The organism is Stenotrophomonas sp. 86428_Sma, from assembly GCF_056481585.1.
On record NZ_CM151156.1, the window covers coordinates 510,467 to 532,578 of the forward strand.

Consider the following 22,112-nt stretch of genomic DNA (forward strand, 5'->3'; position numbering starts at 1 on the left):
CCATGCGGGGGCGGGTCAGGCGTCAAGAATGGCGTCCGCCGGCCGTTGAGGTCGGGGATGTGGAGGATTCGTTCGCGCATGAAGCCAGCCGACTGCACAAGGAAGACCAACCGATGCCCGCGCTGAAACGGGCGTTGGCCCGGCCGCTGCGCGCCATTACCTGGGGCGGGGTGTTGCTGGGCATTCTGCTGGTGGCCGGGTTGACCACCATGCTGGCCAACGACCATCACCGCCGGCTGGAGGCCGCACAGCGCCAGAGCCGTGCACTGGCGGTGGGCAGCGAGCGCCTGCTGGCGCTGGAGCTGCGCAACCTGGAGCGGGCGATGTCCGGCATCGCCGCCGATGCCGTTGAAGTGTTCCGCAGCGTGCCCGCGCAGGCGCCGGCGCTGCTTGATGCCTCCATCGGCGGCGTGCTGCGCCGGCATGCCGAGCTGCACAGCATCGTGGTGCTGGACAGCTATGGCCGCGCCCTGACGGCCGGCAAAGGTGACCTGAACCTGCCGCTGTGGACCGATCCGCAGCGCCGCGGCCTGGGCAGTTCGCTGTACATCGGCCCGCCGCTGCGCGCCAGCGACGGTGGCTGGGTGGTGCCGCTGGCGCTGCCGATGGCCGGTGACCGCTGGTTGCTGGCGCGGCTGCGCTGCGGCGAACTGCAGCGCATCATCGGCGGCCTCGATGTTGGCCCGAACGGGCTGGTTTCGATCAGCGATGCGGAAGGCTACATGCTGGCCCGCGTACCGGACCCGCACGGCACGGTCGGCCGACGCTACGATCTCCCGCATCGCGACCTGCTCGGCAAGCAGGCCGTGGTCGAGCTGGGCAGCCTGCCGGGCGCGGTCGATGGTGTGCAGCGCATCATCACCATCAGCACGCTGGAGCGCAGCCCGCTGGCGGTGCAGGTCGGCTTGGCCGATCAGGACGTGCTGGCGCCATGGTGGCCCTACCTGCAGGCGTCAGTAGCAATCGTGCTGGCCTACGTCGGGGTGCTGCTGGTCCTGCTGTACGCGGTGCGCCGCAGCACCCGCCGCCAGCAGTCGATGGCGGAGGAACTGAAGACCGGACATGCCGAACTGCGCCTGGCCCACCAGGTCGGGCGCGTCTGCATCTGGTACGTGGACGAGGATGCCGCACTGTTGCGCTGGTCACCGCTGGCGCGTGAGATCTTCGGCGTGCAGACCGATGCGCTGCCGGTGGCCGATTTCTTCGCGCGCGTGCATCGTGATGATGCAGCGCGCCTGCAGCAGGCCTTCGACCAGGCCTTCGCCGGTGGCGCGGTGCTCGACCAGGTGTTCCGCCTGGTACTGCCCGGAGGCGCAGTGCGCTGGGTGGGCGCACGCGGGCAGCGGGTGGAGGTGGCCGACAGCGAGCGCCGCATGATCGGTGCGCTGACCGACCTGAGCGAACGCTACCAGGCCCGCGAGCAGATGAGCGAAGTGGAACGCCGCTTCCGCCTGTTGTTCGACCGCAATCCAGCACCGTTCTGGGTGTTCGATCCGGATACGCTGCGCTTCATCGAGGTCAACGATGCCGCCGTGCGCCAGTACGGCTACAGCCGCGAGGAATTCCTGGCGATGAGCATCCTCGACATCCGCCCGCGCGAAGGCTGGGACGAGGTGAAGGGTGCGATCGCCAAGGCCCGTGTCGGCGAGCTGCAGGATGCCACCGTGCGCCTGCACCGGCGCAAGGACGGCAGTGTGTTCGAAGTGCGCGCACACCTGTCCAGGCTCGATTTCGATGGCCAGCCCGCCTGCCTGGTGCTGGCCGAGGATGTGAGCGAGCGGCTGGCCTACGAGCGCGACCTGGCCTACCAGGCGCGGCACAACCCGGCCACCGGTCTGCTCAACGTGCGTGCGTTGACCGAACAGCTGGACGAGCAGCAGGAGGGCTACACCATCGCCTTCGTGCAGCTGCGCGGCCTGCAGCTGGTGGCCGATACGCTGGGCCGCGAGATCGGCGATGCGGTGCTGCAGTCGATGGCGACCCGGCTCGGTGGCCTGGGCGCGCGCTGCGGCACGCTGGCATTCCAGCCGGCGGAGGACTTCGTGTTCGCCATCGGTGCCGAGCACGATGCCCAGCGCGTGCTGGACGACCTGCTGCAGATCGTGTCGGCGCCGATGCGCGGCAAGGATTCGCTGCACCAGTTCGAGCCGCGCATCGGCGTGGCCGTGCACATTGCCGGCGACGGCCACAGCGCCGAGCAGGTGATCGGCATGGCCGCACAGGCCGCGCATGCCGCGCGCGCCGAAGGCAATGTGGTGGTCTGGTTCGACGCGGCGGTGACCACGCGGTTGGCCGACCGCCTGCGCCTGGCCGGACGCATCCACGCCGCCATCGACAACGAGTTCCAGCTGTATTTCCAGCCGATCCGGCACGCCAGCGATGGCAGTCCGGCCGCGCTGGAGGCTCCTGCTGCGCTGGCCGCAGGCCGATGGCAGCTTCATCCCGCCCAACGAGTTCATCCAGCTGTGTGAGGACACCGGGCTGATCCTGGCGCTGGGCCGCTGGGTGATCCGTGCGGCGGCGAAGGCGCAGCGCCGGCTGGTCGAGGCCGGTTGGGGCGAGCTGCCGATCGCGGTCAATGTATCGGCGGTGCAGTTCTTCAACAGCGATCTGGTGGCCGAGTTCACCCGCGCGCAGCAGGAGTTCGGCCTGGCCCGCGGCGCGCTGCACGTGGAGCTGACCGAGAGCAGCCTGATGCGCAAGCCGGCGCAGGCGATGCAGACCATGCAACGCCTGCACGAGCAGGGCATCAGTGTGTCGCTGGATGATTTCGGTACCGGTTATTCCAGCATGTCCTACCTGCAGCACCTGCCGCTGGACATCCTGAAGATCGACCGCAGCTTCGTCGCCGACGTGGAAACCAATCCGCGCAATGCCTCGATCTGCCGCGCGCTGCTGTCGCTGGGCCACAGCATGGGCCTGACCATCATCGCCGAAGGCGTGGAGACGCCCGGACAGCTGGACTGGCTGGCTGCGCACGGCTGCGACCAGGTGCAGGGTTACCTGCTGGGGCGGCCGGCGCCGCTGGAACGGATCATCGAGGCGCTGGATGAGGTTGCCGCCTAAGTGGTAGTGTCGGCCGCTGGCCGGCATTCGCCCAGGACCGGGATGTGTCTGATTGCCGGCCAGCGGCCGGCACTACCGGCAAACGCCAGATTCGGCTACACCCCGGCATCCACCAGATGGTCGATGAAACTGCGTACCTTCGGTGCCAGGTGGCTGCGGCTGGTATAGACCGCGAAGATGCCGATCGGCGAGGCCTCCCACTCGGGCAGAACGCGCACCAGGCGGCCATCGGCCAGTGCGTCTTCCAGCAGGAAATCGGGCTGCAGGATCACGCCCATGCCGGCGATTGCTGCTTCGCGCAGCACGTCGCCGTTGTTGGCGTGCAGCAGGCTGCTCACCGCCACCTTCACTTCGCCGCCGGGCCCCTGCAGCGGCCAGTTGTTGCCGGCGGCCCAGTAGCTGTAGCTCAGGCACGCGTGTGCCTGCAGGTCCTGCGGCCTCTGTGGGGTGCCGCGTGCGGCCAGGTAGGCCGGCGCGGCGCACAGGCTCACCCGCGATTCGCCCAGACGTCGCGCGATCAACGTCGGCCCCGGCTCGCGGGTGATGCGGATGGCGACGTCGTAACCTTCCTCGACCATGTCCACCAGCCGGTCGGACAGGGCCAGGTCCAGTTCCACCTGCGGGAAGCGTTCGCGGTAGCTGGCCAGCAGCGGGCCGAGGCGGGCGATGCCCCAACTGACCGGTGCGTTGATGCGCAGCGTGCCGGAGGGCTCCAGCGCCTGCGCGCCGATGCTGGCCTCCAGCGCGTCGAACTCGGCCAGCAGGCGCACGCACTGGGCGTAGTAGGCGGCACCGGCACTGGTCGGGCTGACCCGGCGCGTGGTGCGGTGGAGCAGGCGGGTGGACAGGCGCTTTTCCAGCGCGGCGACCTGGCGGGTGACGCCGGCAGTGGACATATCCAGGGCCTGGGCGGCGGCACTGAAGCCGTTGCGCTCGACCACCGCCACGAACACGCGCATCGCCTCGAGGGTGTCCATTGTTGCGCCTTTTGAAATAAATACGGTCAATCCATCGTATTTATTGGTCCACGAAGGCGCAATAACCTGTGCCCACTCCCTTCAAGGTGTTTCCCCATGCACACCACGACCGCTCCTGTTTCGCCGCTGGCCCCGTACGGCGCCACCCTGCTGCGCCTGGCCCTGGGCGTGCTGTTCCTGGTCCATGCGCTGACCAAGCTGCTGGTGTTCACCCCGGCCGGCACGGCGGCGTTCTTCGAGTCGCTGGGCCTGCCCGGCGTGCTCGGCTACCTCACCATCGGCGTCGAGCTGGTGATCACCGTCGCGCTCCTGCTGGGCATCTACGCACGCTGGGTGGGCCTGGTCGGTGTGCCGCTGCTGCTGGGCACCATCATCACCGTGCACGGCGCCAACGGCTTCGGTTTCGCCAATGCCGGCGGCGGCTGGGAATACCCGGCGTTCTGGGCACTGGCGCTGGTAGTGCTGTTCCTGGTCGGCGATGGCAAGTGGACCCTGCGTTCGCGCTGATCGCCGCCTGACCCTGCAACTGGAGAATTCCATGTCCCGCCTGCCTTCGCTGTACATCTCGCATGGTTCGCCGATGACCGCCCTGCATCCGGGCCAGGTTGGCGTGCGCCTGGCCGAGCTGGCGCGCGATCTGCCGACGCCACGCGCCATCGTGATGGCCTCGGCGCACTGGCTGGGCCGGCAGCCGCTGGTCGGCGCGCATCCGCAGCCGCCGACCATCCACGACTTCGGTGGCTTCCCGCGCGCGCTGTTTGAACTGCAGTACCCGGCGCCGGGCGATCCGGCGCTGGCCGAAGAGGTGGCCGGCCGCATCGCGGCCGCTGGCCTGCCGGTGGCACTCGACCCGCAGCGTGGCCTCGACCACGGTGCATGGGTGCCGCTGCGATTGTTGCGCCCGCAGGCCGACATCCCGGTGGTGCCGCTGTCGATCCAGCCACTGCTCGGCCCCGAGCACCAGTTCGCGCTGGGCCGTGCGCTGGCGCCGCTGCGCGATCAGGGCGTGCTGCTGGTCGGCTCGGGTAGCATCACCCACAACCTGCACGACTGGGGGGACTACCAGGACGGCAAGGAAGCGCCGTACGTGCGGCCCTTCATCGAGTGGGTGGAGCAGCGCCTGGCCGCCGACGACCGCCAGGCCCTGCTCGATTACCGCCGGCAGGCGCCGTTCGCCGAACGTGCGCACCCGACCGACGAGCACCTGCTGCCGCTGTTCTTCGCGATGGGCGCGGCCGGCGAGGGCGGCTTCGGTGCACGCCGCATCGACGCCGGTATCGATGCCGGATTCCTCGCCATGGATCTGTACCGCTTCGACGGGGCATGAGCCGGGGCTGACGCGCGGCGGCCCCGGCCGTCGCGGTCATGGCTGCATGTGGTAGTTTTTTCCGGGTTTCCGGCGCTGGCTTGCGAGCCTCCCCGCGCGCCGCTTCCTGGAAGAAGCATGCATACCATTGAAGTCGTCCTGGCGATGCTGGTGGCCGTTGTCGCCAGCGGCTACCTGGTTCGTGTCCTGCCGTTCTCGTTGCCGCTGCCGCTGGTGCAGATCGGCCTGGGTGCGGTCATCGCCGGCGTGTTCAACCGCGGCCACGCGCTGGAGCCGGAGGTGTTCTTCCTGCTGTTCCTGCCGCCGCTGCTGTTCCTGGATGGCTGGCGTATTCCCAAGCAGGGCCTGTTCCGCGACAAGGGCGCGATCCTCGAGCTGGCGTTCGGCCTGGTGGTGTTCACCGTCATCGGTGCCGGCTTCCTCATCCACTGGCTGATTCCAGTGATGCCGCTGGCGGTGTGCTTCGCGCTGGCGGCCATCGTGTCGCCGACCGACCCGGTGGCGGTCGGGGCCATCGCCTCCAAGGCACCGATTCCCAAGCGCCTGATGCACATCCTTGAGGGCGAGTCGCTGCTCAACGATGCCTCGGGTCTGGTCTGCTTCCGCTTCGCGGTGGCAGCGGTGATGACCGGCACCTTCTCGCTGGCCACCGCCTCGCTGACCTTCGTGTGGGTGGCGGTGGCCGGCCTTGCTGTGGGCGTGGCAGTGACGCTGGGTGTGTCCACCTTCCAGCGCTGGCTGTGGCGTCGCTTCGGCGAAGAGCCGGGCGCGGCGATGCTGGTCAACCTGCTGATTCCATTCGCGGCCTACCTGCTGGCCGAAGAGATCCATGCCTCGGGCATCCTCGCCGCGGTCGCCGCCGGTATCGCGATGAGCTATGTCGAGCTGACCGGCCGCGTCTCCGGCAGCATGCGCGTGCAGCGCGCCGGGGTCTGGAACATGCTGCAGTTCAGCTTCAACGGCATCATGTTCGTGCTGCTGGGCGAGCAGCTGCCGGGCATCGTCGAACGCGCCACCACCACCATGAACGAGACCGGCCACCAGAGTGCGTGGTGGCTGCTGGTGTATGTGGTGGTGATCAATCTGGCACTGGTCGTGCTGCGCCTGCTGTGGGTGTGGCTGTCGCTGCGCTGGAACCTGCTGCGCGCGCGTCGTCGCGGCCTGGAGCGGGGCGAGGCGCCGAACTGGCGCATCGTGGTGGCGACCTCGGTGGCCGGCGTGCGCGGTGCGATTACCCTGGCCGGCGTGTTGACCCTGCCGCTGTTCCTGCCCGACGGCAGTGCATTCCCGGCGCGTGACCTGGTGATCTTCCTGGCCGCGTCGGTGATCCTGTTCTCGCTGCTGGGCGCCAGCATCGCACTGCCGCGGCTGTTGAAAGGCCTGCAGCTGCCGTCCGATTCGGGTGAGCGCAAGGAAGAGGACCTGGCGCGCCGGCTGTCGTCGAAGGCGGCGCTGGCTGGGGTCGAGCGCATGCGCCAGCAGATGGTGATGAACCAGAACACCGAGAACGTGCAGCTGTACAACGATGCCGCCTCGCGGGTCAGCCTGCTGTACCAGCGCCACCTGGAGAAGGACAGCGACGGGCCCGACGTGGACCCGGAGAAGGTGCGGCGCATGGAACTGGGCTACCGCCAGCTGCGCAGCGCCGGCCTCAATGCCGAGCGCGAGGAGCTGTTCCGGCTGACCCGGCGCGGGGTGATCTCCGATGAGATCTCGCGGCGCCTGATCCGCAACCTGGACCTGCTGGAATCGCGCAAGCGCGAGTGACCCTGCGGTCGGGCGCCATCGATCGGGGTCAGATCCCTTTCCGCGGGAAAGGGATCTGACCCCAGGATCCGGGAGCCGCGCTTATTCCGGCTTCGTTTCCAGGAAATACACCTCGACCTTGCCCTTGACCTTGATGGTCATCGGGTTGCCGCGGCGGTCGCGGGCCTTGCCGGCCTGCACGCGGATCCAGCCTTCGCTGACCGAGTATTCCTCAACGTTGTCGCGCTCGACGTCGTTGAAACGCACGCCAACGCCGCGCTCCAGCGCCTGCGCATCATGGAAGGGGCTGGCCGGGTTGATCGCCAGGTGGTCGGGAGGGGTATCGCTCATCGCTTCATTCACAGTGACGGCCACCAAGGCCGGCTTCAGCGGCACAGGATAAACCGTAGAATGCCGGCCTGCCCCAGAGGAAGTTCCGCCATGCCCGACAACAGCGACTATTTCGACTTCGAGGAAGACATCCACGACTTCGACGAGGAGGGCTTCGAGGCGCGGGTCTGGAACCTGCTGGTGCTGATCAACCCGGGCGACGAAGAGCTTGCCCTGCAGCAGTTCAACCGCTGGCGCGAGCACCTGGCCGAGGACGGGCAGCCGCTGGAAGCGGACAGCGACTGGCTGCCGGCGCTGTTCACGGCCATCGCCTGGCAGTCCGGTTTCGAGGTGGAACGAGATGACCTGGAATCGCTGCAGTCGGCGGTGAACGAGCTGTCGGCGCGCTTCAACCTGCAGCTGGACTGGGGCGGCGACCTGGACGACGAGGACTTCGCCGAAGACCTGGACGGCGTGCAGCTGATGTCCACCGCCTTCGACCGCCTGCGCGAGCACAACTACACGCTGTGGAGCGTGGATGCCGGCAGCGACGGCTTCACCGGCGTGATGGCGCTGACCCGCGACGACGACGCGATGCTGGCGCTGTGCTCGCTGCTGAACGTGGAAATCCGGCTGGGCAGCGACCCGTTCTGAGGCGGGTAGGTGGGTGCGGAGCCCGCCCGTGGGTGGATGCCAGCCTTGGTCGGCATGCCTTATGCCTGATGTGCGGACCAAGGTCCGCACCTACCACAGCAAGCGGTAGCCCCACCCACCACAGCAAGCGGTAGCCAGCAAGGCCTGCCTACGGCCGGTACTGCGCCCTGGCGTTGGCGATCACCGCTTTGACCAGCGCGCGGTCGGTGTGCCTTGAGATCGCCTGCGCGCCGAGCGCGATCGCCTGCGTACGCAGCTCGGCGGTGACGTCGTAGTGGGCGCCGCTGGCCTTGTTCTGGAAGGCCCGCGGGGGAATGCCGAGCTGCGCCGCCATCGCGTGCAGCTCGGCCAGGGTGTCGGCCATCAGGTGCGCCCAGCGCTGTCCGCGCCAGGGATGCACCGCGTCATCGACGTAGACCGTCACCGCCGCGGCCGGTTCAGGCCTGCGGCTTGCTGTCGCTGTCAGCGGCCGGAGCGGCCGGAGCGGCCTCGGCAGCGGCTTCTTCGGCCACCTCGCCCTCGGCGGCTTCGCCTTCCTCGCCCTCAGCAGCGTCGACGCCTTCGAACTCGGCGACCAGCTTGTCCAGGTACTCGTCGGCGGTCTGCTCGGATTCGGCGGCCAGGGTGTCCAGCAGCTTCTGCAGCAGTTCGGAGTACTCCAGGTTGACCTTGCGGCCTTCCTTCTCCTGCACGTTGGCCAGGTGCTTGAGCATGGCCAGCATCGGCACCGGGTTCTCGGCATTGCCCATGGTCTGGCCGCCGATGGCCAGCAGCCACTCACGGCCCTGCAGGCCGATGGCCGCGACCACCTGGCCGTCTTCGTTGGTCAGCACGGCATGGTTCTGCACCTGCTGCTGGGCGTTCAGGCGGAGGAACGGGCGCTTGGCCTGCTGCTTCTTGCGCTTGTCGCGCTTGGCCTTGGAGTTCTGGGACATGGGGTGGAGTCACCTGGAAACGGAAAGACCGCCATTGTAGCGGGTGCGCCGGGTCATGCCCCTGGTGGGTGCGGACCTTGGTCCGCACGCTTTTCCCGGATGTGCGGACCAAGGTCCGCACCTACCGTTTACTTTGCCGGACCCTGCGCGGCCTGCACGTCCGGGTCGGCGGCGGGGGCCGACAGCCCCACCTGCGGGCCGGCACCGGCCAGGGCGGCCGCTTCGGCGGCCTGGGTCATCACCACGATGCTGATGCGTCGGTTGATCGGGTTCTGCGGGTCGGCCTTGTCGAACAGCACCGACGAAGACAGGCCGACCACGCGGGTGATCTTGCTGTCCTCCAGGCCGCCGTCCACCAGTGCGCGCCGTGCGGCGTTGGCACGATCGGCGCTCAGTTCCCAGTTGCCGTAGCCGCGCGCGGCCGAATAGGCGGTGATGTCGGTGTGGCCGGTCAGGCTGATCCGGTTCGGCACGTGGTTCAGGTAGTTTGCCAACTCGTGCAGGATCTGCTGCGTGTACGGCTTCAGCGTGGCGCTGCCGAGGTCGAACATCGGCCGGTTCTGCTTGTCCACGATCTGGATGCGCAGGCCTTCCGGGGTCAGATCCAGCAGCAGCTGGTCCTTGAACGGCTCCAGCGCCTGGCTCTTGCTGATCGCCTCCTGCAGTTCCTTCATCAGCGCTTCCAGCTGCTGCTTGTCGCGCTGCTGCTGGTCCACCGGCTGCGGCACCGCCTCCTTCTGGTTCTGGAAGGGATCGTTGCTGCTGCCCCGCGAGATGTCGGTGGCACCACCGAGCTTGATCATCGAGGTGCTGGCGCCACCCGGGCCGGCCATGCCGGGCGCCGGCGTGGCGTTCTGCCCGCTCAGCGGGCTGGGGTTGCGGAAGTACTCGGAAATGGCCGCACGGTCGTTCTTGTTGGTGGTGGCCATCAGCCACAGCACCAGGAAGAAGGCCATCATCGCGGTCACGAAGTCGGCATAGGCCACCTTCCACGAACCGCCATGATGGGCGGCGTGGCCGGCCTTCTTGACCCGGCGGACGATGACGGTGGGCTTGGTCTCGGCCATGGCTTACTTGACCGTCTTCAGGTGCTGCTCGAAATCGGAGAAGGCCGGGCGCACGTTCGACGGCAGCGTCTTGCGGGCGAATTCCAGCGCGATCTTCGGGTTGTAGCCACGCAGGCAGGCCAGCAGCGCGGTCTTCACCGATTCGTAGATGCGGCTGTCCTGCTCGGCGCGCGCTTCCATGGCGGCTGCCATCGGGCCGACGAAACCGTAGCCGAGCAGGATGCCCAGGAAGGTGCCGACCAGCGCGCCGGCCACATGGCCGCCGACCTCGACGATATCCCCGCCGATCGAACCCATGGTGATGACGATGCCGAGAACCGCCGCGACGATGCCGAAACCGGGCAGTCCGTCGGCGACCTTGGTCAGCACCTGCGACGGTGCCATGGCCTCGGCGTGGTGCTTTTCCAGCTCCAGTTCCAGCAGCGGCTCCAGCTCGTGTGGCTCGATGTTGCTGCCGATCATCAGGCGCAGGCAGTCGGTGATGAAGTCGATCAGGTGGTGGTCGGCCTGCACCTTGGGGTAGTTGCCGAACAGCGCGCTTTCGGCCGGGCGCTCGACGTGGTCTTCCAGCGCCATGAAGCCTTCGCGGCGGGCCTTGTTGAGCAGTTCGTAGAGCAGGCTGAGCACATCGATGTAGTCCTGCTGCTTGTAGCGCGGGCCCTTGAACACGCCGACCATGGCCTGCAGGGTCTGCTTGACCGTCTTGGCCGGGGTGCCGACCAGGAAGGCGCCGAGCGCGGCGCCACCGATGATGACCAGCTCGTAGGGCTGCCAGAGGGCACCCAGGCGGCCGTGGGCACCGAGATAGCCCCCGATCACGCTGACGATGACGACCAGGAATCCAACGATGATGAGCATGGGGCGACGCAAGGAGAGGGGATATTTCCTTGTCGGCCCGTCGCCCGGTTTTCTGAAGAGGGAATTCTGTGAAATCCGTCAGCGGGGTGTTTCAGCCCGCCACGCCGCTTTCGGCGCCGCCACGCTGCAACGGGTCGGGCCAGGGCTCGCCATTGCCGGTGAACGAAAGTGAGACGGAGTTCAGGCAGTGGCGCTCGTAGGTGGGCGGCGGGCCGTCCGGGAAAACGTGACCCAGGTGGCTGCCGCAGCGCGCGCAGGTGATCTCGGTGCGGACCATGCCGTGGCTGGTATCGCGGATTTCGCGCACGTGTGCCGGGTCGAACGGGGCGAAGAAGCTCGGCCAACCGGTGCCGGAATCGAACTTGGTGCTGGAGCGGAACAGCGGCAGTGCGCACAGCCGGCAGCAGTAGACACCCTCGCGCTTGTTGTCGAGGAACACGCCGCAGAACGGCGCCTCGGTACCGTGCTGCAGCAGCACGCGGCGCTCCTCGCTGCTGAGGCCGGCGATCAGCGCCTCGGTCTGGGTGGCGGTGGGGGGCGTCAGGTCGAAGGCAGTCATGGCGGCGCTCCGTGAGGTTGATGGCCTGGGGATGGCGGAAAACGTGGGGGTGCCGGCGCGCGCTTGCAAGTGTGATGGCCGTTCATGGCCGGCACACAGGTGCAGGCGCAAGGTGAATGTGATCCACGCCGGAGCGTGACATGAAACCGACCCTTTCCCTGCTGTTGATGGCCCTGTTGCCCCTGGTCGCGCAGGCCCAGGTACCGACGTCGTCGAGCCCGACCGCCACCCGCAGTGCCACCACCGTGGCACCGCAGCCGGTGATGCCGCCGCCGCAGGCCGCTCGCCCGCAGCCGCAGGTCCTGCCGTCGCCGCAGCCGGCGCAGCCGATCAGGTCCACCGGTCCCGCCCAGATCGCGCCCACCCCGGCGCCGAAGCCGGCCGACAAGGTGTACGACCGCAATGGCCGCATCGTCCCCGGGGTACGCCCGGCCGGTCCGAACCGCGTGTTCGATTCGCGTACCGGCCGCTATTACGACAGCGTGCCGGCCGGCGATGGCCAGCAGATCAAGCGCTGATCACGGGTGCCAAACGAGGTTGGCGGCTACCGCACGCTGTCCGGCCTGAACGCACGAAAACAACGTCCTGCAGATCACTGCTTTTTCGCCTGCGATTAACCGTTCCGGGACCAACGTGACCGTGCGCCGGCATTGCGCCGCCGCATGTCCTTCGTCCACTGGATCGCGATCATGAAAAACCAGCAGAACCGTCATCCCGGCAAGGAACCGCAGGGCCGCAACCCGCAGCAACAGCAACAGCAGCAACAGCAACAGATGGACCCGCAGCAGCCGCACAAGGGCGGCAAGCAGCAGGAACAGCGCTCGCAGAAGCATCCGCAGCAGCGCTGACGGACCCGGGGGTCAGAGCCCGCTGCACGGGATCTGGCCCCACTACCGTTCCGGACTCAATCCGGAATCGGCAGGCTCAGCGTTTCCTTCACTTCTTCCATCACGATGTAGCTCTTCGACTCACGTACATGCGGCAGCGTCAGCAACGTGCTGCCGAGCAGCTTGCGGTAGGAGGCCATTTCGCTGATCCGTGCCTTCAGCAGGTAATCGAAGTCGCCCGAGACCAGGTGGCACTCCAGCACGTTGGGCAGCTTCAGGGCCGCGCGCCGGAACTCCTCGAAGATGTCGCCGGACTTGTAGGCCAGGCTGATCTCCACGAACACCAGCAGGCTGGCTTTCACCGCCGCCGGGTCGAGGTGGGCGTGGTAACCGGTGATCACCCCTTCGCGCTCGAGCCGGCGCACGCGCTCGGTGCACGGGGTGGTGGACAGGCCGACCCGCTCGCCCAGTTCGGTGAAGGAGATACGGCCCTCGGCCTGCAGGATGCGCAGGATCTTGCGGTCGATCTTGTCCAGTTCGCGGGTACGGGTGGCCATGGCCGTCAACCTTGGGGGATGAATTGCAGGAGAACATCCTGCCGGTTGATTGCAAATCAGGCAAATCAACTGGGAATGGCTGTCTATACTTCCCCAATTATGGTCCCGGCACGCTCCAGTGCAGGGAATGATCGGGTTGGAGAAGTCCCATGCGAGTCCTAGTTCTCGGCAGCGGCGTGATCGGCACCACCAGTGCCTGGTACCTGCGACAGGCCGGGTTTGAAGTCACGGTCATCGACCGCCAACCCGGCCCGGCGCTGGAAACCAGCTTCGCCAATGCCGGCCAGCTGTCGTTCGGCTACACCTCGCCATGGGCCGCCCCGGGCGTGCCGAAGAAGGCCATCGGTTGGCTGTTCGAGAAGCATGCGCCGCTGGCGATCAAGCCGGGCATGGACCTGGCCCAGTACCGCTGGCTGTGGCAGATGCTGCGCAACTGCACCCACGAGCGCTACGCGATCAACAAGGCGCGCATGGTGCGCATGTCCGAGTACAGCCGCGACTGCCTGAACGAGCTGCGCGCGCAGATCGGCATCGAGTTCGAAGGCCGCGACCTGGGCACCACCCAGCTGTTCCGCACCCAGCAGCAGCTGGATGCCTCAGCGCAGGACATCGAGATCCTGGCCCAGTACGGCGTGCCGTACGAGGTACTGGACCGCGCCGGCATCATCCAGGCCGAACCGGCCCTGGCCCATGTCGATGGCCTGGTCGGCGCGCTGCGCCTGCCGCGTGACCAGACCGGCGACTGCCAGCTGTTCACCCGCCGCCTGGCGCAGATGTGCGTGGATGCCGGTGTCGAGTTCCGTTTCGACCAGGACATCACCGGCCTGGAGTTCGATGGCGATCGCATCACCGGCGTACGCATCGATGGCAAGCTGGAAACCGCCGACCGCTTCGTGGTCGCACTCGGCAGCTATTCGCCGGCGCTGGTCGCATCGCTGGGCATGCGCCTGCCGGTGTATCCGCTGAAGGGTTACTCGCTGACCTTGCCGATCACTGACCCGGCGATGGCGCCGACCTCGACCATCCTCGATGAGAGCTACAAGGTGGCGGTCACCCGTTTTGACGACCGCATCCGCGTCGGTGGCATGGCCGAAGTGGCCGGCTTCGACCTGTCGCTGTCGCAGCGCCGTCGCGAAACCCTGGAGCTGGTGGTCAGCGATCTCTACCCGAAGGGCGGTGACCTGTCGCGCGCGCAGTTCTGGACCGGCCTGCGCCCGGCCACGCCGGACGGTACGCCGGTGATCGGCGCCACGCCGTTCCGCAACCTGTACCTCAACACTGGGCACGGCACGCTGGGCTGGACCATGGCCTGCGGCTCGGGCCGCTACCTGGCCGACCTGATGAGCGCGCGCCAGCCGCAGATCAGCACCGAAGGCCTGGATATTTTCCGCTACGGCCAGTACGGTCACGCGCCGCAACAAGAGAACCGCACATGCGTCCTGCCCGCGCGCTGATCGATCTGGGCGCCCTGCGCAGCAACTACCGGCTCGCCCGTGAACTGGGCGGTGGCAAGGCCCTGGCGATCATCAAGGCCGATGCCTATGGCCACGGCGCAGTGCGCTGTGCGCAGGCACTGGAAGGCGAGGCCGATGGTTTCGGCGTGGCTACCATCGAAGAGGCGCTGGAACTGCGCCAGGCCGGCATCTGTGCGCCGATCCTGCTGCTGGAAGGCATCTTCGAGCCCAGCGACATGGCGCTGGTGGCCGAGCATGATTTCTGGTTCGCCGTCGGTTCGCCGTGGCAACTGGAAGCCGTCGCTGCCTTCGACAGTCCGCGTCCGTTGACGGTGTGGCTGAAGCTGGACAGCGGCATGCATCGCCTCGGCCTGGAGGTGGACAGCTTCCGCGCCGCGCATGCACGCCTGTCGGCGCTGCCGCAGGTCGAACGCATCGTGCTGATGACCCACCTGGCGCGTGCCGACGAGCTGGACAGCGAACGCACCCACGAGCAGGCGGCGACGTTCGCGCGGGCCATCGACGGCCTCGATGGCGAGACCAGTGTGTGCAACTCGCCGGCGCTGCTGGGCTGGCCGGATGTACGCAGCGACTGGGTGCGCCCGGGCCTGATGCTGTACGGCGCCAATCCGCTGCCTGACAACACCGTACTGACCGAGCGCCTGCGCCCGGTGATGACGATGCAGTCGAAGGTGATCGCCGAACGCTGGATCGAGGCCGGTGAGCCGGTGGGTTATGGCGCACGCTTCGTGGCCAAGGCGCGCACCCGCGTGGGTGTGGTCGCGCTCGGCTATGCCGACGGTTATCCGCAGTTCGCTCCGAATGGAACCCCGGTGCTGATCGATGGTCAGCCCGGTGCCCTGATCGGGCGCGTGTCGATGGACATGCTGACCGTGGACCTGACCGCGCACGCGCAGGCCGGCATCGGCAGCGTGGTGGAACTGTGGGGTTCTGCGCCGACGCTTTCGGAACTGGCGCCGCGCTGCGGCGTGAGTGCGTACCAGCTGCCCTGCGCGGTCAAGCGCGTGGCGAAGGTCTATCAGGACTGAGCGAGCACTGGCCGTGCACGGCTCTGGTAGCGGCCGACCTTGGTCGGCGCTTTGAATGCGTGTCGACCAAGGTCGACACCTACCGGTAGGGACCGGTCGGCGCGCACGGCTCTGGTAGCGGCCGACCTTGGTCGGCGCTCTGAATGCGTGTCGACCAAGGTCGACACCTACCGGTAGGGACCGGTCGGCGCACACGGCTCTGGTAGCGGCCGACCTTGGTCGGCGCTCTGAATGCGTGTCGACCAAGGTCGACACCTACCGGTAGGCACTGGTCGGCGCGCTCGGCACTGGTAGCGGCCGACCTTGGTCAGCGCTTTGAATGCGTGTCGACCAAGGTCGACACCTACCGGTGAGTCGCGCCGCCCGGGATCATCGTGCGGCGGTGGCCTGGCTGGCCAGCTGCCGCTTCACCCAGTCATCGATCAGGCGCTTCTCGTAGCGCAGCGGATCACTGTCGCTCTTCAGCCCCTGGTTGTGCAGGTAGCCGGTATCGCTGAGGCGCGCATCGCCCTCGCTGACGATACGGCCGCTGGCGTCCTTCAACGTGTACTGCAGGCTGATCCGCGGCGGGTAGATGTCACGCATGATCCGGATGTCGCGGCCACGCGGGCCATGCCACGGCTCGTAGTCACCGGCGCGCTTGATGTCGACCAGGGTCACATCGAGGGTCTGCCCAGGCTGCAGCGGCTTGGCGGCGGTGGTCTGCAGGTAGCGTGCCAGTTGCTGTACCCAGTCGCCACGCTCGGCCTCGAAGCGGTTGGTGCTCTGGCGGATCTCGGTGAATTTGGCCGGGTCCTCCCATTTCACGCTGACCGGGCCATCGGCCTGCAACGCACGTGGCGCGTCCGCATCGGTCACGATGCGCGGTGCAGCGGCGGCGCCGCCCGCCACCAGGGCGCCTGCCAGCAGGGCAATCGCGAGTGAGCGTTTCATGACGGTCTCCTGCGTCCCCGCGATGGGAACGATGTTGATCACAGATCGAGTGTGATCCTGCGGCCGGGCCGCCGCAATGGCAGATTGCGTCATGCGCAAGAGTGGTTGCCGCCAATTCATCGTCGTCAACCATGACTGACGGCGCTTGACGCTGTGAATACGCGCTTTGGAAGATGCTGTGCCTCCAATCCGGCCTGCACAGACGCCCTTGTCCACACTGCCGCCCCTTGTGGAGCGCCCACCGATGATGGTGCCAGCGCCCGAACCCGACCTGCATCATGGCGTGCTTGAGCGCATCAACGCCGGTTTCTGCGTGATCCAGGTGCTGTTCGAGGGTGATCGCGCCGTGGACTACCGTTTCATCGAGGTCAACGATGCGTTCGAGCGCCACACCGGCCTGAAGGATGCGCGTGGCCAGCGCATGACGGCGCTGGAACCGGGCCACGAGGAGGACTGGTTCCGTATCTACGGGGAGGTTGCCCGCAGTGGCCGGCCGGCACAGTTCGAGATGGAAGCGCGTGCACTGGGCCGCTCGTTCTCGGTCGATGCGGTGCGCGTGGGCCGTCCTGGCGAGGACAAGGTCGGCATCCTGTTCTTCGACATCACCGCGCGCAAGCAGATGGAAGTGGAGCTGGGCGAAAGCGAAGCCCGCTTCAGTGCGCTGGCCGACGGTCTGCCGATGCCGGTGTGGGTGCTCGACGAGCGCGGCCATGCCCGTTTCGTCAACAGCGCTTTCAGTGAGTTCTTCGGCGGCGACGAGACGCGCGTGCCGGAAGACGTCTGGCGTGGCCTGGTGCACCCGGACGATGCGTCAGTGTTCGAGTACGAACTGCAGGAAGCGCTGAAGGCACAGCGGTCGATGCATGCGCTGGTGCGGGCCCGACGCGCCGATGGCGACTGGCGTTGGCTGGAGATGAACGCGCGTCCGCGCTTCTCGCGGATGGGCCGCTTCATCGGCCTGGCCGGCAGCAGCCCGGACGTGACCGAACGCCGCGAGATCGAACTGGCCCGCGAGGAGCTGCTGCAGTCCGAGCGTGCCGCGCGCAGCGCAGCCGAGAACATGGCACGGCTGAAGGACGAGTTCCTGGCCACGCTGTCGCATGAACTGCGTACGCCACTGACCACCATCCTCGGTTGGAGCGAGCTGCTGCTGCAGCGCGTGGACAACACCAGCCCGCTGTACAAGGGCCTGAACGTGATCGCCAACAGCGCCGGTGCGCAGAAGCGGCTGATCTCGGACATGCTCGACCTCAGCAGCATGCTGCTGGGCAAGGTGCAGCTGGAGGTGGAGATACTGGACCTGCGCGACCTGCTGGGCGAAGCCATCGGCGCGCAGGAGCTGGTCGCCGAAGGCAAGGCGCTGGACGTGAGCCTGCAGCTGCCGGAGCAGCCCAGCCTGGTGCTGGGCGATGCCACCCGCCTGCAGCAGGTGTTGTGGAACCTGCTGTCGAATGCGATCAAGTTCACCCCGGCCGAAGGCCGCATCGATCTGCAGCTGCAGGCCGACGGCAACCACTGGGTGATCACCGTGCGCGACACCGGCGACGGCATCGCGCCCGAATTCCTCAATCATCTGTTCAGCCGCTTCCGCCAGGCCGATGGCACCACCACCCGACGCCATGGCGGCCTCGGCCTGGGCCTGGCTATCGTGCAGCAGCTGGTTGAACTGCATGGCGGTACCGTCACCGCTGCCAGCGAGGGCCATGGCCACGGCGCCACCTTCACCGTGCGCCTGCCGCAGCACATTCCCGATGCCGAACGGCGGCCGCTGCGCGAAGTGATCAGCGGACCGATCCTGGAGCCGGTGATCGTCGAGCCGTATCCGCTGCGTGGCATGCACGTGCTGGCGGTGGAAGACCAGCCGGAAGTGCTGGAGTACCTGCGGCGCATGCTGGAAGAGCAGGGCGCAAGCGTGTCGGCAGCCAGATCGGCCGGTGAAGCGCTGGCGCTGCTGGCCGATACCGGGCACCTGCAGTACCACGTGATGCTGACCGACATCGGCATGCCGGGCATGGATGGCTATGGCCTGGTGCGCACGCTGCGCGAGGACATGGGCGTGGATGCGATGACCCTGCCGGCGGTTGCCGTGACCGCGCTGGCACGTGCCGATGACCGGCGCCGAGCGTTGGCGTCGGGCTTCCAGGAACACGTGGCCAAGCCGTACTCGGTGGCACAGCTGGTGGCTGCGGTACGCAAAGTGCAGGTGCCACGCGCGGACAGCGCGCTGCACTGAGCATTCACGGCCGATCGGCGACCCTGCACGCAGGAGGTCGCCGATGTCCCGTACAGCTCCCCGCATCCATACCGATCCGGCGCAGATCGCGCGCCTGGAAGCCCTGCTGCCGCAGCTGGAAGGCGAAACGCAGGTGGAACTGACCCTGCAGGATGGTCGCCGACTGCTCGGCACCGTCGCCGTGAAACCGACGGTGCAGCAATACCGCAACGAGGCCGGCGACGAAGGCAGCAACGGCCAGCTGCGCCTGGATGACTACGATACGCCGGTGCAGCAGCACCACGTGTGGCTGGACGAGATCGCCAGCATCCGCAGGTTGCCGCCCAGGGTCTGACGGCAACCTGCCAACCCCATCCACGCATGGCGTGGATCTACTGGAAAGGGCCACGCATGGATGTGCGTGACCTCGTCATCGGCCAGGCCTCATGTCGTCCACGCACAGCGTGGATTTTCCAGAGGTTGCAGTAGAGCCACGCCATACGTGGCTGTTGGGATCAATGCTCGAACAACGTAGGCGTCGCCTCGAACCGGCGCGCATAGGCGCGTTCTTCCGCCACCCTCGCCACCTCGTCGTCGGCCAGGTCCGGTGCGCCGTACACCGCATAGGCCACGCTTCCGTCGGCACCATGGCCGACCTGGTGCAGCCGGTAGCGCGAGTGGCCACCGCCGGTGTCCTCGGGGTAATGCACGGGCGGATGGCTGCCTTCCAGGTCCATTTCACTGTTGTCGACCACGCCACCGACGAACAAGGCTCGCATGCAGGTTCTCCTGGGTTTCCGGGGGAACCTCTACCCTGAACGTTTCAATGTTGCTGGCAGATCAAGGCCCCGTTCGGGTTTCGCAAAGCGGCCGCCGGGGCCGGCCCGGCCAAGCCGGTACAATGGACGGCCCTCACGCTTGAAGTACCCGCGCCGATGGCCTCCAGCGACGACGCCCCCCTGCAGACCCTGTTCCTGCCGTTCTCCCAAGGCGCCCTGCGCTGGCCGGAGGGCCCGGTGGCCTTCCTGCGTGCCCGCGACGGCTGGCCGCTGCGCGAAGTGGCCGGCAACCGCGAAGTGCATTGCGAGCAGAGCTTTGCCCCGTTCGCGCAGCCACTGCAGCAGGCCGCCGGCTGGACCGTCAGCGGCCAGCTGGATGATGTGGCCGGCAAGGGCCGCTACCCGCTGGTGCTGGTGCTGCCGCCGCGCCAGCGCGAGGAGGCCCGTGCCCTGTTCGCGCGCGCGCTGGCACTGGTCGCCGACGGCGGCCGCATCGTCGCCTGCCAGTCCAACAACGAAGGCGCACGTTCGGGCGAGGGCGACCTCAAGCAACTGACCGGCCTCGGCGGCAGCCTGACCAAGAACCACTGCCGCGTGTACTGGACCTCCCCGATGCAGGGTCAGCATGACGCCGACCTGGCCAAGCGCTGGTCGGCACTGGATGCGGTGCGGCCGATCGTCGGCGGCCGTTTCCTCAGCCGCCCAGGCGTGTTCGCCTGGGATCGCATCGACCCGGCGTCGGCGCTGTTGGCCGAGCACCTGCCGGCCGACCTGGCCGGGCGTGCCGCCGACCTCGGCGCGGGCTATGGCTACCTGTCGCGCGAGCTGCTGGAGCGCTGCCCGAAGATCACCGCGCTGGATCTGTACGAAGCCGAGCAGCGTGCGCTGGCCCTGGCCGAACTGAACCTGGCGCCGCCGCCGCGCGCGCTGCCGCTGCGCTTCCTGTGGCAGGACGTCACCGCCGGCATCGAGCCGGGCTACGACGTCATCATCAGCAACCCGCCGTTCCACACGCCCTCGCGCGCCGATCGCCCGGATATCGGCCAGCGCTTCATCGCCGTGGCCGCGCAGGCGCTGCGCCCGGGCGGACGCCTGTACGTGGTGGCCAACCGCCACCTGCCGTACGAGTACACGCTCAACGAAAGCTTTGGCGCGGTGCGCGTGATCGCCGAGCGTGATGGCTTCAAGCTGGTGGAAGCGGTGAAGGGGAAGGGCAAGTGAAGCTGGTCAAGCTTATCGCCAACCTGGGCTATGGCAGCCGCAAGCAGGTGCAGTGGATGTTCCGCGAAGGCCGCGTCACCGACGCCGACGGCGAGGTGCTGTATGCCGACGACCAGGTGCCGCACGAGGCGATCCGGGTCGATGGCGAGCCGCTGGACCCGCCGGTGGGGCTGTCGATCGCGCTGCACAAGCCGGCCGGCTACACCTGTTCGACCAAGGACACCGGTCGGCTGATCTACGACCTGCTGCCGCCGCGCTTCCGCGACCGCGATCCGGTGCTGTCCACCGTGGGCCGCCTTGACCGCGAGACCAGCGGCCTGCTGCTGCTGACCGACGATGGCGGCCTGCTGCACCGGATCATCTCGCCGAAGTCGAAGCTGCCCAAGGTCTACGAAGTGGAACTGAGCGACGACCTGCGCGGCGACGAAGTGGCGTTGTTCGCCAGCGGCACGCTGATGCTGGAGTCCGAGAAGACGCCCCTGCTGCCGGCTGAACTGGAAGTGCTGGATGCGCGTCACGCGCGCCTGGTGCTGCACGAAGGTCGTTACCATCAGGTACGCCGCATGTTTGCCGCCACCGGCAACCACGTGCAGGCCCTGCACCGCAGCCGTGTCGGCGGGCTGGACCTGCGGGGACTGGACGAGGGGCAATGGCGGCAGCTCACCTCCACCGATCTGGATACGCTGTTCGCTCCATGACCACCATCGCTGCGCTGCCGTTCCTGCCCGACGCCGTCATCTTTGACATGGACGGCCTGATGATCGACAGCGAGCGGGTCTCGCTGGCCTGCTGGAGCGAGGCGGCCGACGAATTCGGGCTGGGCTTGGACGAGACCGTGTTCCTGCGCATGGTCGGCCTCGGTGACCGTGACACGCACGCGCTGCTGCGTGCGCAGGGTATCGAGGACAGCGTGATCGAAGCGGTGGCCGCACGCTGCCATGAGCTGTACGAAGCACGCACACAGACCGGCCTGCCGCTGCGTCCGGGCATTCTGGAGCTGCTGGAGCTGCTGAAAGCGCACGCGGTACCGCGCGCGGTGGCAACCACCACGCGGCAGCCGCGGGCCAACCGCAAGCTGGCCGCTGCCGGCCTGCTGCCGTATTTCGATGCCGTGATCACCAGTGGTGATGTGGCGCGGCCGAAGCCGGCGCCGGATATCTACCTGCTGGCCGCGCAGCGGCTGGGCCAGGTGCCCGAGCGCTGCCTGGCGCTGGAAGACTCACCGGCCGGCACGCGTGCAGCGCTGGCGGCAGGCATGACCGTGATCCAGGTGCCGGACCTGGTGCATCCGGATGAAGAGCTGCGCGCACTGGGCCACCGCATCGTCGGCTCGCTGGTGGACGCGCACGCGCTGCTGCTGCCGCTGCTGCCGAGGTAACGGTGGGCGCCGACCGTGGGTCGGCACACCCAATGCCCCGGTAGGTGCCAACCTTGGTTGGCACGCTTTTCAATGCAGTCGAGCAAGCTTGTATGTTCCTCCCGGCTCCTACGCGGTATGTAGGAGCCAGGGTGGAGGGACCGTCAAGCATGCATCTGCGGATACTAGCCGACAGACGAGTCG

23 protein-coding genes and 1 pseudogene are annotated in these 22,112 nt (G+C 67.7%); 14 read left to right on the top strand and 10 right to left on the bottom strand.

Features of this window, described 5'->3' with window-relative positions:
• Positions 1-2: 2 nt before the first annotated feature.
• Positions 3-3,066, top strand: a pseudogene (locus tag ACZK3J_RS02275) (bifunctional diguanylate cyclase/phosphodiesterase).
• Positions 3,067-3,161: 95 nt separating this feature from the next.
• Here the strand turns inward: ACZK3J_RS02275 and ACZK3J_RS02280 are convergent.
• Entirely contained in the window at positions 3,162-4,043 is an 882-nt protein-coding gene (locus ACZK3J_RS02280; RefSeq protein ID WP_478476373.1) for a LysR family transcriptional regulator, read from the bottom strand.
• Between the two features lie 96 nt (positions 4,044-4,139).
• On the opposite strand from ACZK3J_RS02280, the gene ACZK3J_RS02285 reads away from it, so the two are divergent.
• From ACZK3J_RS02285 to ACZK3J_RS02295, 3 genes are all read left to right on the top strand, one after another.
• A complete protein-coding gene (locus tag ACZK3J_RS02285; RefSeq protein WP_132809054.1) occupies positions 4,140-4,550 on the top strand; it encodes a DoxX family protein in 411 nt (136 codons plus the stop codon).
• A gap of 31 nt (positions 4,551-4,581) precedes the next feature.
• The gene (locus ACZK3J_RS02290; RefSeq protein ID WP_049398336.1) at positions 4,582-5,370 is read left to right on the top strand and encodes a dioxygenase family protein; all 789 of its coding nucleotides are present in this window, start codon (positions 4,582-4,584) and stop codon (positions 5,368-5,370) included.
• A gap of 117 nt (positions 5,371-5,487) precedes the next feature.
• Entirely contained in the window at positions 5,488-7,137 is a 1,650-nt protein-coding gene (locus ACZK3J_RS02295; RefSeq protein ID WP_032128751.1) for a Na+/H+ antiporter, read from the top strand.
• An 81-nt stretch (positions 7,138-7,218) separates the two neighbouring features.
• Here the strand turns inward: ACZK3J_RS02295 and ACZK3J_RS02300 are convergent, their stop codons facing one another.
• Positions 7,219-7,467: a DUF3297 family protein gene (locus ACZK3J_RS02300; protein WP_049456360.1), complete on the bottom strand. Its 249-nt coding sequence runs from the start codon at positions 7,465-7,467 to the stop codon at positions 7,219-7,221.
• 90 nt (positions 7,468-7,557) lie between these two features.
• On the opposite strand from ACZK3J_RS02300, the gene ACZK3J_RS02305 reads away from it, so the two are divergent.
• On the top strand, positions 7,558-8,100 hold the full coding sequence (locus ACZK3J_RS02305; protein ID WP_094000536.1) for a DUF6630 family protein: 543 nt from the start codon (positions 7,558-7,560) through the stop codon (positions 8,098-8,100).
• Positions 8,101-8,248: 148 nt separating this feature from the next.
• Here the strand turns inward: ACZK3J_RS02305 and ACZK3J_RS02310 are convergent, their stop codons facing one another.
• The 5 genes from ACZK3J_RS02310 to msrB form a co-directional block, all read right to left on the bottom strand.
• Positions 8,249-8,524 (bottom strand): DUF4031 domain-containing protein, encoded by a 276-nt coding sequence (locus ACZK3J_RS02310; protein WP_049398338.1) that lies wholly within the window; start codon positions 8,522-8,524, stop codon positions 8,249-8,251.
• A 13-nt stretch (positions 8,525-8,537) separates the two neighbouring features.
• Positions 8,538-9,035, bottom strand: a complete 498-nt coding sequence (locus tag ACZK3J_RS02315) for a hypothetical protein (protein ID WP_100437786.1) — start codon at positions 9,033-9,035, stop codon at positions 8,538-8,540.
• 128 nt (positions 9,036-9,163) lie between these two features.
• Positions 9,164-10,102, bottom strand: a complete 939-nt coding sequence (motB, locus tag ACZK3J_RS02320) for a flagellar motor protein MotB (RefSeq protein WP_049398339.1) — start codon at positions 10,100-10,102, stop codon at positions 9,164-9,166.
• 3 nt (positions 10,103-10,105) lie between these two features.
• Entirely contained in the window at positions 10,106-10,960 is an 855-nt protein-coding gene (gene motA / locus ACZK3J_RS02325; protein WP_032128746.1) for a flagellar motor stator protein MotA, read from the bottom strand.
• Between the two features lie 91 nt (positions 10,961-11,051).
• Positions 11,052-11,519: a peptide-methionine (R)-S-oxide reductase MsrB gene (gene msrB / locus ACZK3J_RS02330; RefSeq protein ID WP_005415117.1), complete on the bottom strand. Its 468-nt coding sequence runs from the start codon at positions 11,517-11,519 to the stop codon at positions 11,052-11,054.
• Positions 11,520-11,659: 140 nt separating this feature from the next.
• On the opposite strand from msrB, the gene ACZK3J_RS02335 reads away from it, so the two are divergent.
• Together ACZK3J_RS02335 and ACZK3J_RS02340 are read left to right on the top strand one after the other, a co-directional pair.
• The gene (locus tag ACZK3J_RS02335) at positions 11,660-12,037 is read left to right on the top strand and encodes a hypothetical protein (protein WP_049398340.1); all 378 of its coding nucleotides are present in this window, start codon (positions 11,660-11,662) and stop codon (positions 12,035-12,037) included.
• 144 nt (positions 12,038-12,181) lie between these two features.
• Complete coding sequence (locus ACZK3J_RS02340; RefSeq protein ID WP_049424811.1) at positions 12,182-12,367, top strand: hypothetical protein; 186 nt, start codon at positions 12,182-12,184, stop codon at positions 12,365-12,367.
• Positions 12,368-12,423: 56 nt separating this feature from the next.
• On the opposite strand, the gene ACZK3J_RS02345 is transcribed toward ACZK3J_RS02340, so the two are convergent.
• Positions 12,424-12,903, bottom strand: coding sequence for a winged helix-turn-helix transcriptional regulator (locus ACZK3J_RS02345; RefSeq protein ID WP_005407919.1), 480 nt, complete (start codon positions 12,901-12,903; stop codon positions 12,424-12,426).
• A 149-nt stretch (positions 12,904-13,052) separates the two neighbouring features.
• Between ACZK3J_RS02345 and ACZK3J_RS02350 the strand changes: the two genes are divergently transcribed.
• Complete coding sequence (locus ACZK3J_RS02350) at positions 13,053-14,357, top strand: D-amino acid dehydrogenase (protein ID WP_032128742.1); 1,305 nt, start codon at positions 13,053-13,055, stop codon at positions 14,355-14,357.
• Positions 14,336-15,406, top strand: coding sequence for an alanine racemase (gene alr / locus ACZK3J_RS02355; RefSeq protein ID WP_478476374.1), 1,071 nt, complete (start codon positions 14,336-14,338; stop codon positions 15,404-15,406). The genes ACZK3J_RS02350 and alr overlap by 22 nt, the downstream gene beginning before the upstream one ends.
• Positions 15,407-15,775: 369 nt before the next feature.
• Here the strand turns inward: alr and ACZK3J_RS02360 are convergent, their stop codons facing one another.
• A complete protein-coding gene (locus ACZK3J_RS02360) occupies positions 15,776-16,339 on the bottom strand; it encodes a DUF3016 domain-containing protein (RefSeq protein ID WP_478476375.1) in 564 nt (187 codons plus the stop codon).
• A gap of 244 nt (positions 16,340-16,583) precedes the next feature.
• Here ACZK3J_RS02360 and ACZK3J_RS02365 point away from each other — a divergent pair, with 244 nt between their 5' ends.
• Both ACZK3J_RS02365 and ACZK3J_RS02370 read left to right on the top strand, forming a co-directional pair.
• The gene (locus tag ACZK3J_RS02365) at positions 16,584-18,572 is read left to right on the top strand and encodes a hybrid sensor histidine kinase/response regulator (protein ID WP_478476376.1); all 1,989 of its coding nucleotides are present in this window, start codon (positions 16,584-16,586) and stop codon (positions 18,570-18,572) included.
• Between the two features lie 43 nt (positions 18,573-18,615).
• Positions 18,616-18,906 carry a DUF3247 family protein gene (locus ACZK3J_RS02370; RefSeq protein WP_032128738.1) on the top strand — a complete coding sequence of 97 codons (291 nt, stop codon included), beginning with the start codon at positions 18,616-18,618 and terminating at the stop codon, positions 18,904-18,906.
• A gap of 160 nt (positions 18,907-19,066) precedes the next feature.
• Here the strand turns inward: ACZK3J_RS02370 and ACZK3J_RS02375 are convergent, their stop codons facing one another.
• Positions 19,067-19,330 (bottom strand): hypothetical protein, encoded by a 264-nt coding sequence (locus ACZK3J_RS02375; RefSeq protein WP_005407925.1) that lies wholly within the window; start codon positions 19,328-19,330, stop codon positions 19,067-19,069.
• Between the two features lie 156 nt (positions 19,331-19,486).
• On the opposite strand from ACZK3J_RS02375, the gene ACZK3J_RS02380 reads away from it, so the two are divergent.
• From ACZK3J_RS02380 to ACZK3J_RS02390, 3 genes are read left to right on the top strand one after another with little or no spacing between them, the layout of a single operon-like run.
• Positions 19,487-20,551 (top strand): class I SAM-dependent methyltransferase, encoded by a 1,065-nt coding sequence (locus ACZK3J_RS02380; protein ID WP_478476377.1) that lies wholly within the window; start codon positions 19,487-19,489, stop codon positions 20,549-20,551.
• A complete protein-coding gene (locus ACZK3J_RS02385; RefSeq protein ID WP_478476378.1) occupies positions 20,548-21,249 on the top strand; it encodes a pseudouridine synthase in 702 nt (233 codons plus the stop codon). Before ACZK3J_RS02380 ends, ACZK3J_RS02385 begins: the two co-directional genes overlap by 4 nt.
• Positions 21,246-21,929: an HAD family hydrolase gene (locus ACZK3J_RS02390; RefSeq protein WP_049398344.1), complete on the top strand. Its 684-nt coding sequence runs from the start codon at positions 21,246-21,248 to the stop codon at positions 21,927-21,929. The genes ACZK3J_RS02385 and ACZK3J_RS02390 overlap by 4 nt, the downstream gene beginning before the upstream one ends.
• Positions 21,930-22,112 lie beyond the last annotated feature (183 nt).

Coding starts and splice junctions, on each gene's coding strand:
- ACZK3J_RS02280 (WP_478476373.1), bottom strand. CDS start 4,043: ATGGACACCCTCGAGGCGATGCGCGTGTTCGTGGCGGTGGTCGAGCGC.
- ACZK3J_RS02285 (WP_132809054.1), top strand. CDS start 4,140: ATGCACACCACGACCGCTCCTGTTTCGCCGCTGGCCCCGTACGGCGCC.
- ACZK3J_RS02290 (WP_049398336.1), top strand. CDS start 4,582: ATGTCCCGCCTGCCTTCGCTGTACATCTCGCATGGTTCGCCGATGACC.
- ACZK3J_RS02295 (WP_032128751.1), top strand. CDS start 5,488: ATGCATACCATTGAAGTCGTCCTGGCGATGCTGGTGGCCGTTGTCGCC.
- ACZK3J_RS02300 (WP_049456360.1), bottom strand. CDS start 7,467: ATGAGCGATACCCCTCCCGACCACCTGGCGATCAACCCGGCCAGCCCC.
- ACZK3J_RS02305 (WP_094000536.1), top strand. CDS start 7,558: ATGCCCGACAACAGCGACTATTTCGACTTCGAGGAAGACATCCACGAC.
- ACZK3J_RS02315 (WP_100437786.1), bottom strand. CDS start 9,035: ATGTCCCAGAACTCCAAGGCCAAGCGCGACAAGCGCAAGAAGCAGCAG.
- motB (WP_049398339.1), bottom strand. CDS start 10,102: ATGGCCGAGACCAAGCCCACCGTCATCGTCCGCCGGGTCAAGAAGGCC.
- motA (WP_032128746.1), bottom strand. CDS start 10,960: ATGCTCATCATCGTTGGATTCCTGGTCGTCATCGTCAGCGTGATCGGG.
- msrB (WP_005415117.1), bottom strand. CDS start 11,519: ATGACTGCCTTCGACCTGACGCCCCCCACCGCCACCCAGACCGAGGCG.
- ACZK3J_RS02335 (WP_049398340.1), top strand. CDS start 11,660: ATGAAACCGACCCTTTCCCTGCTGTTGATGGCCCTGTTGCCCCTGGTC.
- ACZK3J_RS02340 (WP_049424811.1), top strand. CDS start 12,182: ATGTCCTTCGTCCACTGGATCGCGATCATGAAAAACCAGCAGAACCGT.
- ACZK3J_RS02345 (WP_005407919.1), bottom strand. CDS start 12,903: ATGGCCACCCGTACCCGCGAACTGGACAAGATCGACCGCAAGATCCTG.
- ACZK3J_RS02350 (WP_032128742.1), top strand. CDS start 13,053: ATGCGAGTCCTAGTTCTCGGCAGCGGCGTGATCGGCACCACCAGTGCC.
- alr (WP_478476374.1), top strand. CDS start 14,336: ATGCGTCCTGCCCGCGCGCTGATCGATCTGGGCGCCCTGCGCAGCAAC.
- ACZK3J_RS02360 (WP_478476375.1), bottom strand. CDS start 16,339: ATGAAACGCTCACTCGCGATTGCCCTGCTGGCAGGCGCCCTGGTGGCG.
- ACZK3J_RS02365 (WP_478476376.1), top strand. CDS start 16,584: ATGATGGTGCCAGCGCCCGAACCCGACCTGCATCATGGCGTGCTTGAG.
- ACZK3J_RS02370 (WP_032128738.1), top strand. CDS start 18,616: ATGTCCCGTACAGCTCCCCGCATCCATACCGATCCGGCGCAGATCGCG.
- ACZK3J_RS02375 (WP_005407925.1), bottom strand. CDS start 19,330: ATGCGAGCCTTGTTCGTCGGTGGCGTGGTCGACAACAGTGAAATGGAC.
- ACZK3J_RS02380 (WP_478476377.1), top strand. CDS start 19,487: ATGGCCTCCAGCGACGACGCCCCCCTGCAGACCCTGTTCCTGCCGTTC.
- ACZK3J_RS02390 (WP_049398344.1), top strand. CDS start 21,246: ATGACCACCATCGCTGCGCTGCCGTTCCTGCCCGACGCCGTCATCTTT.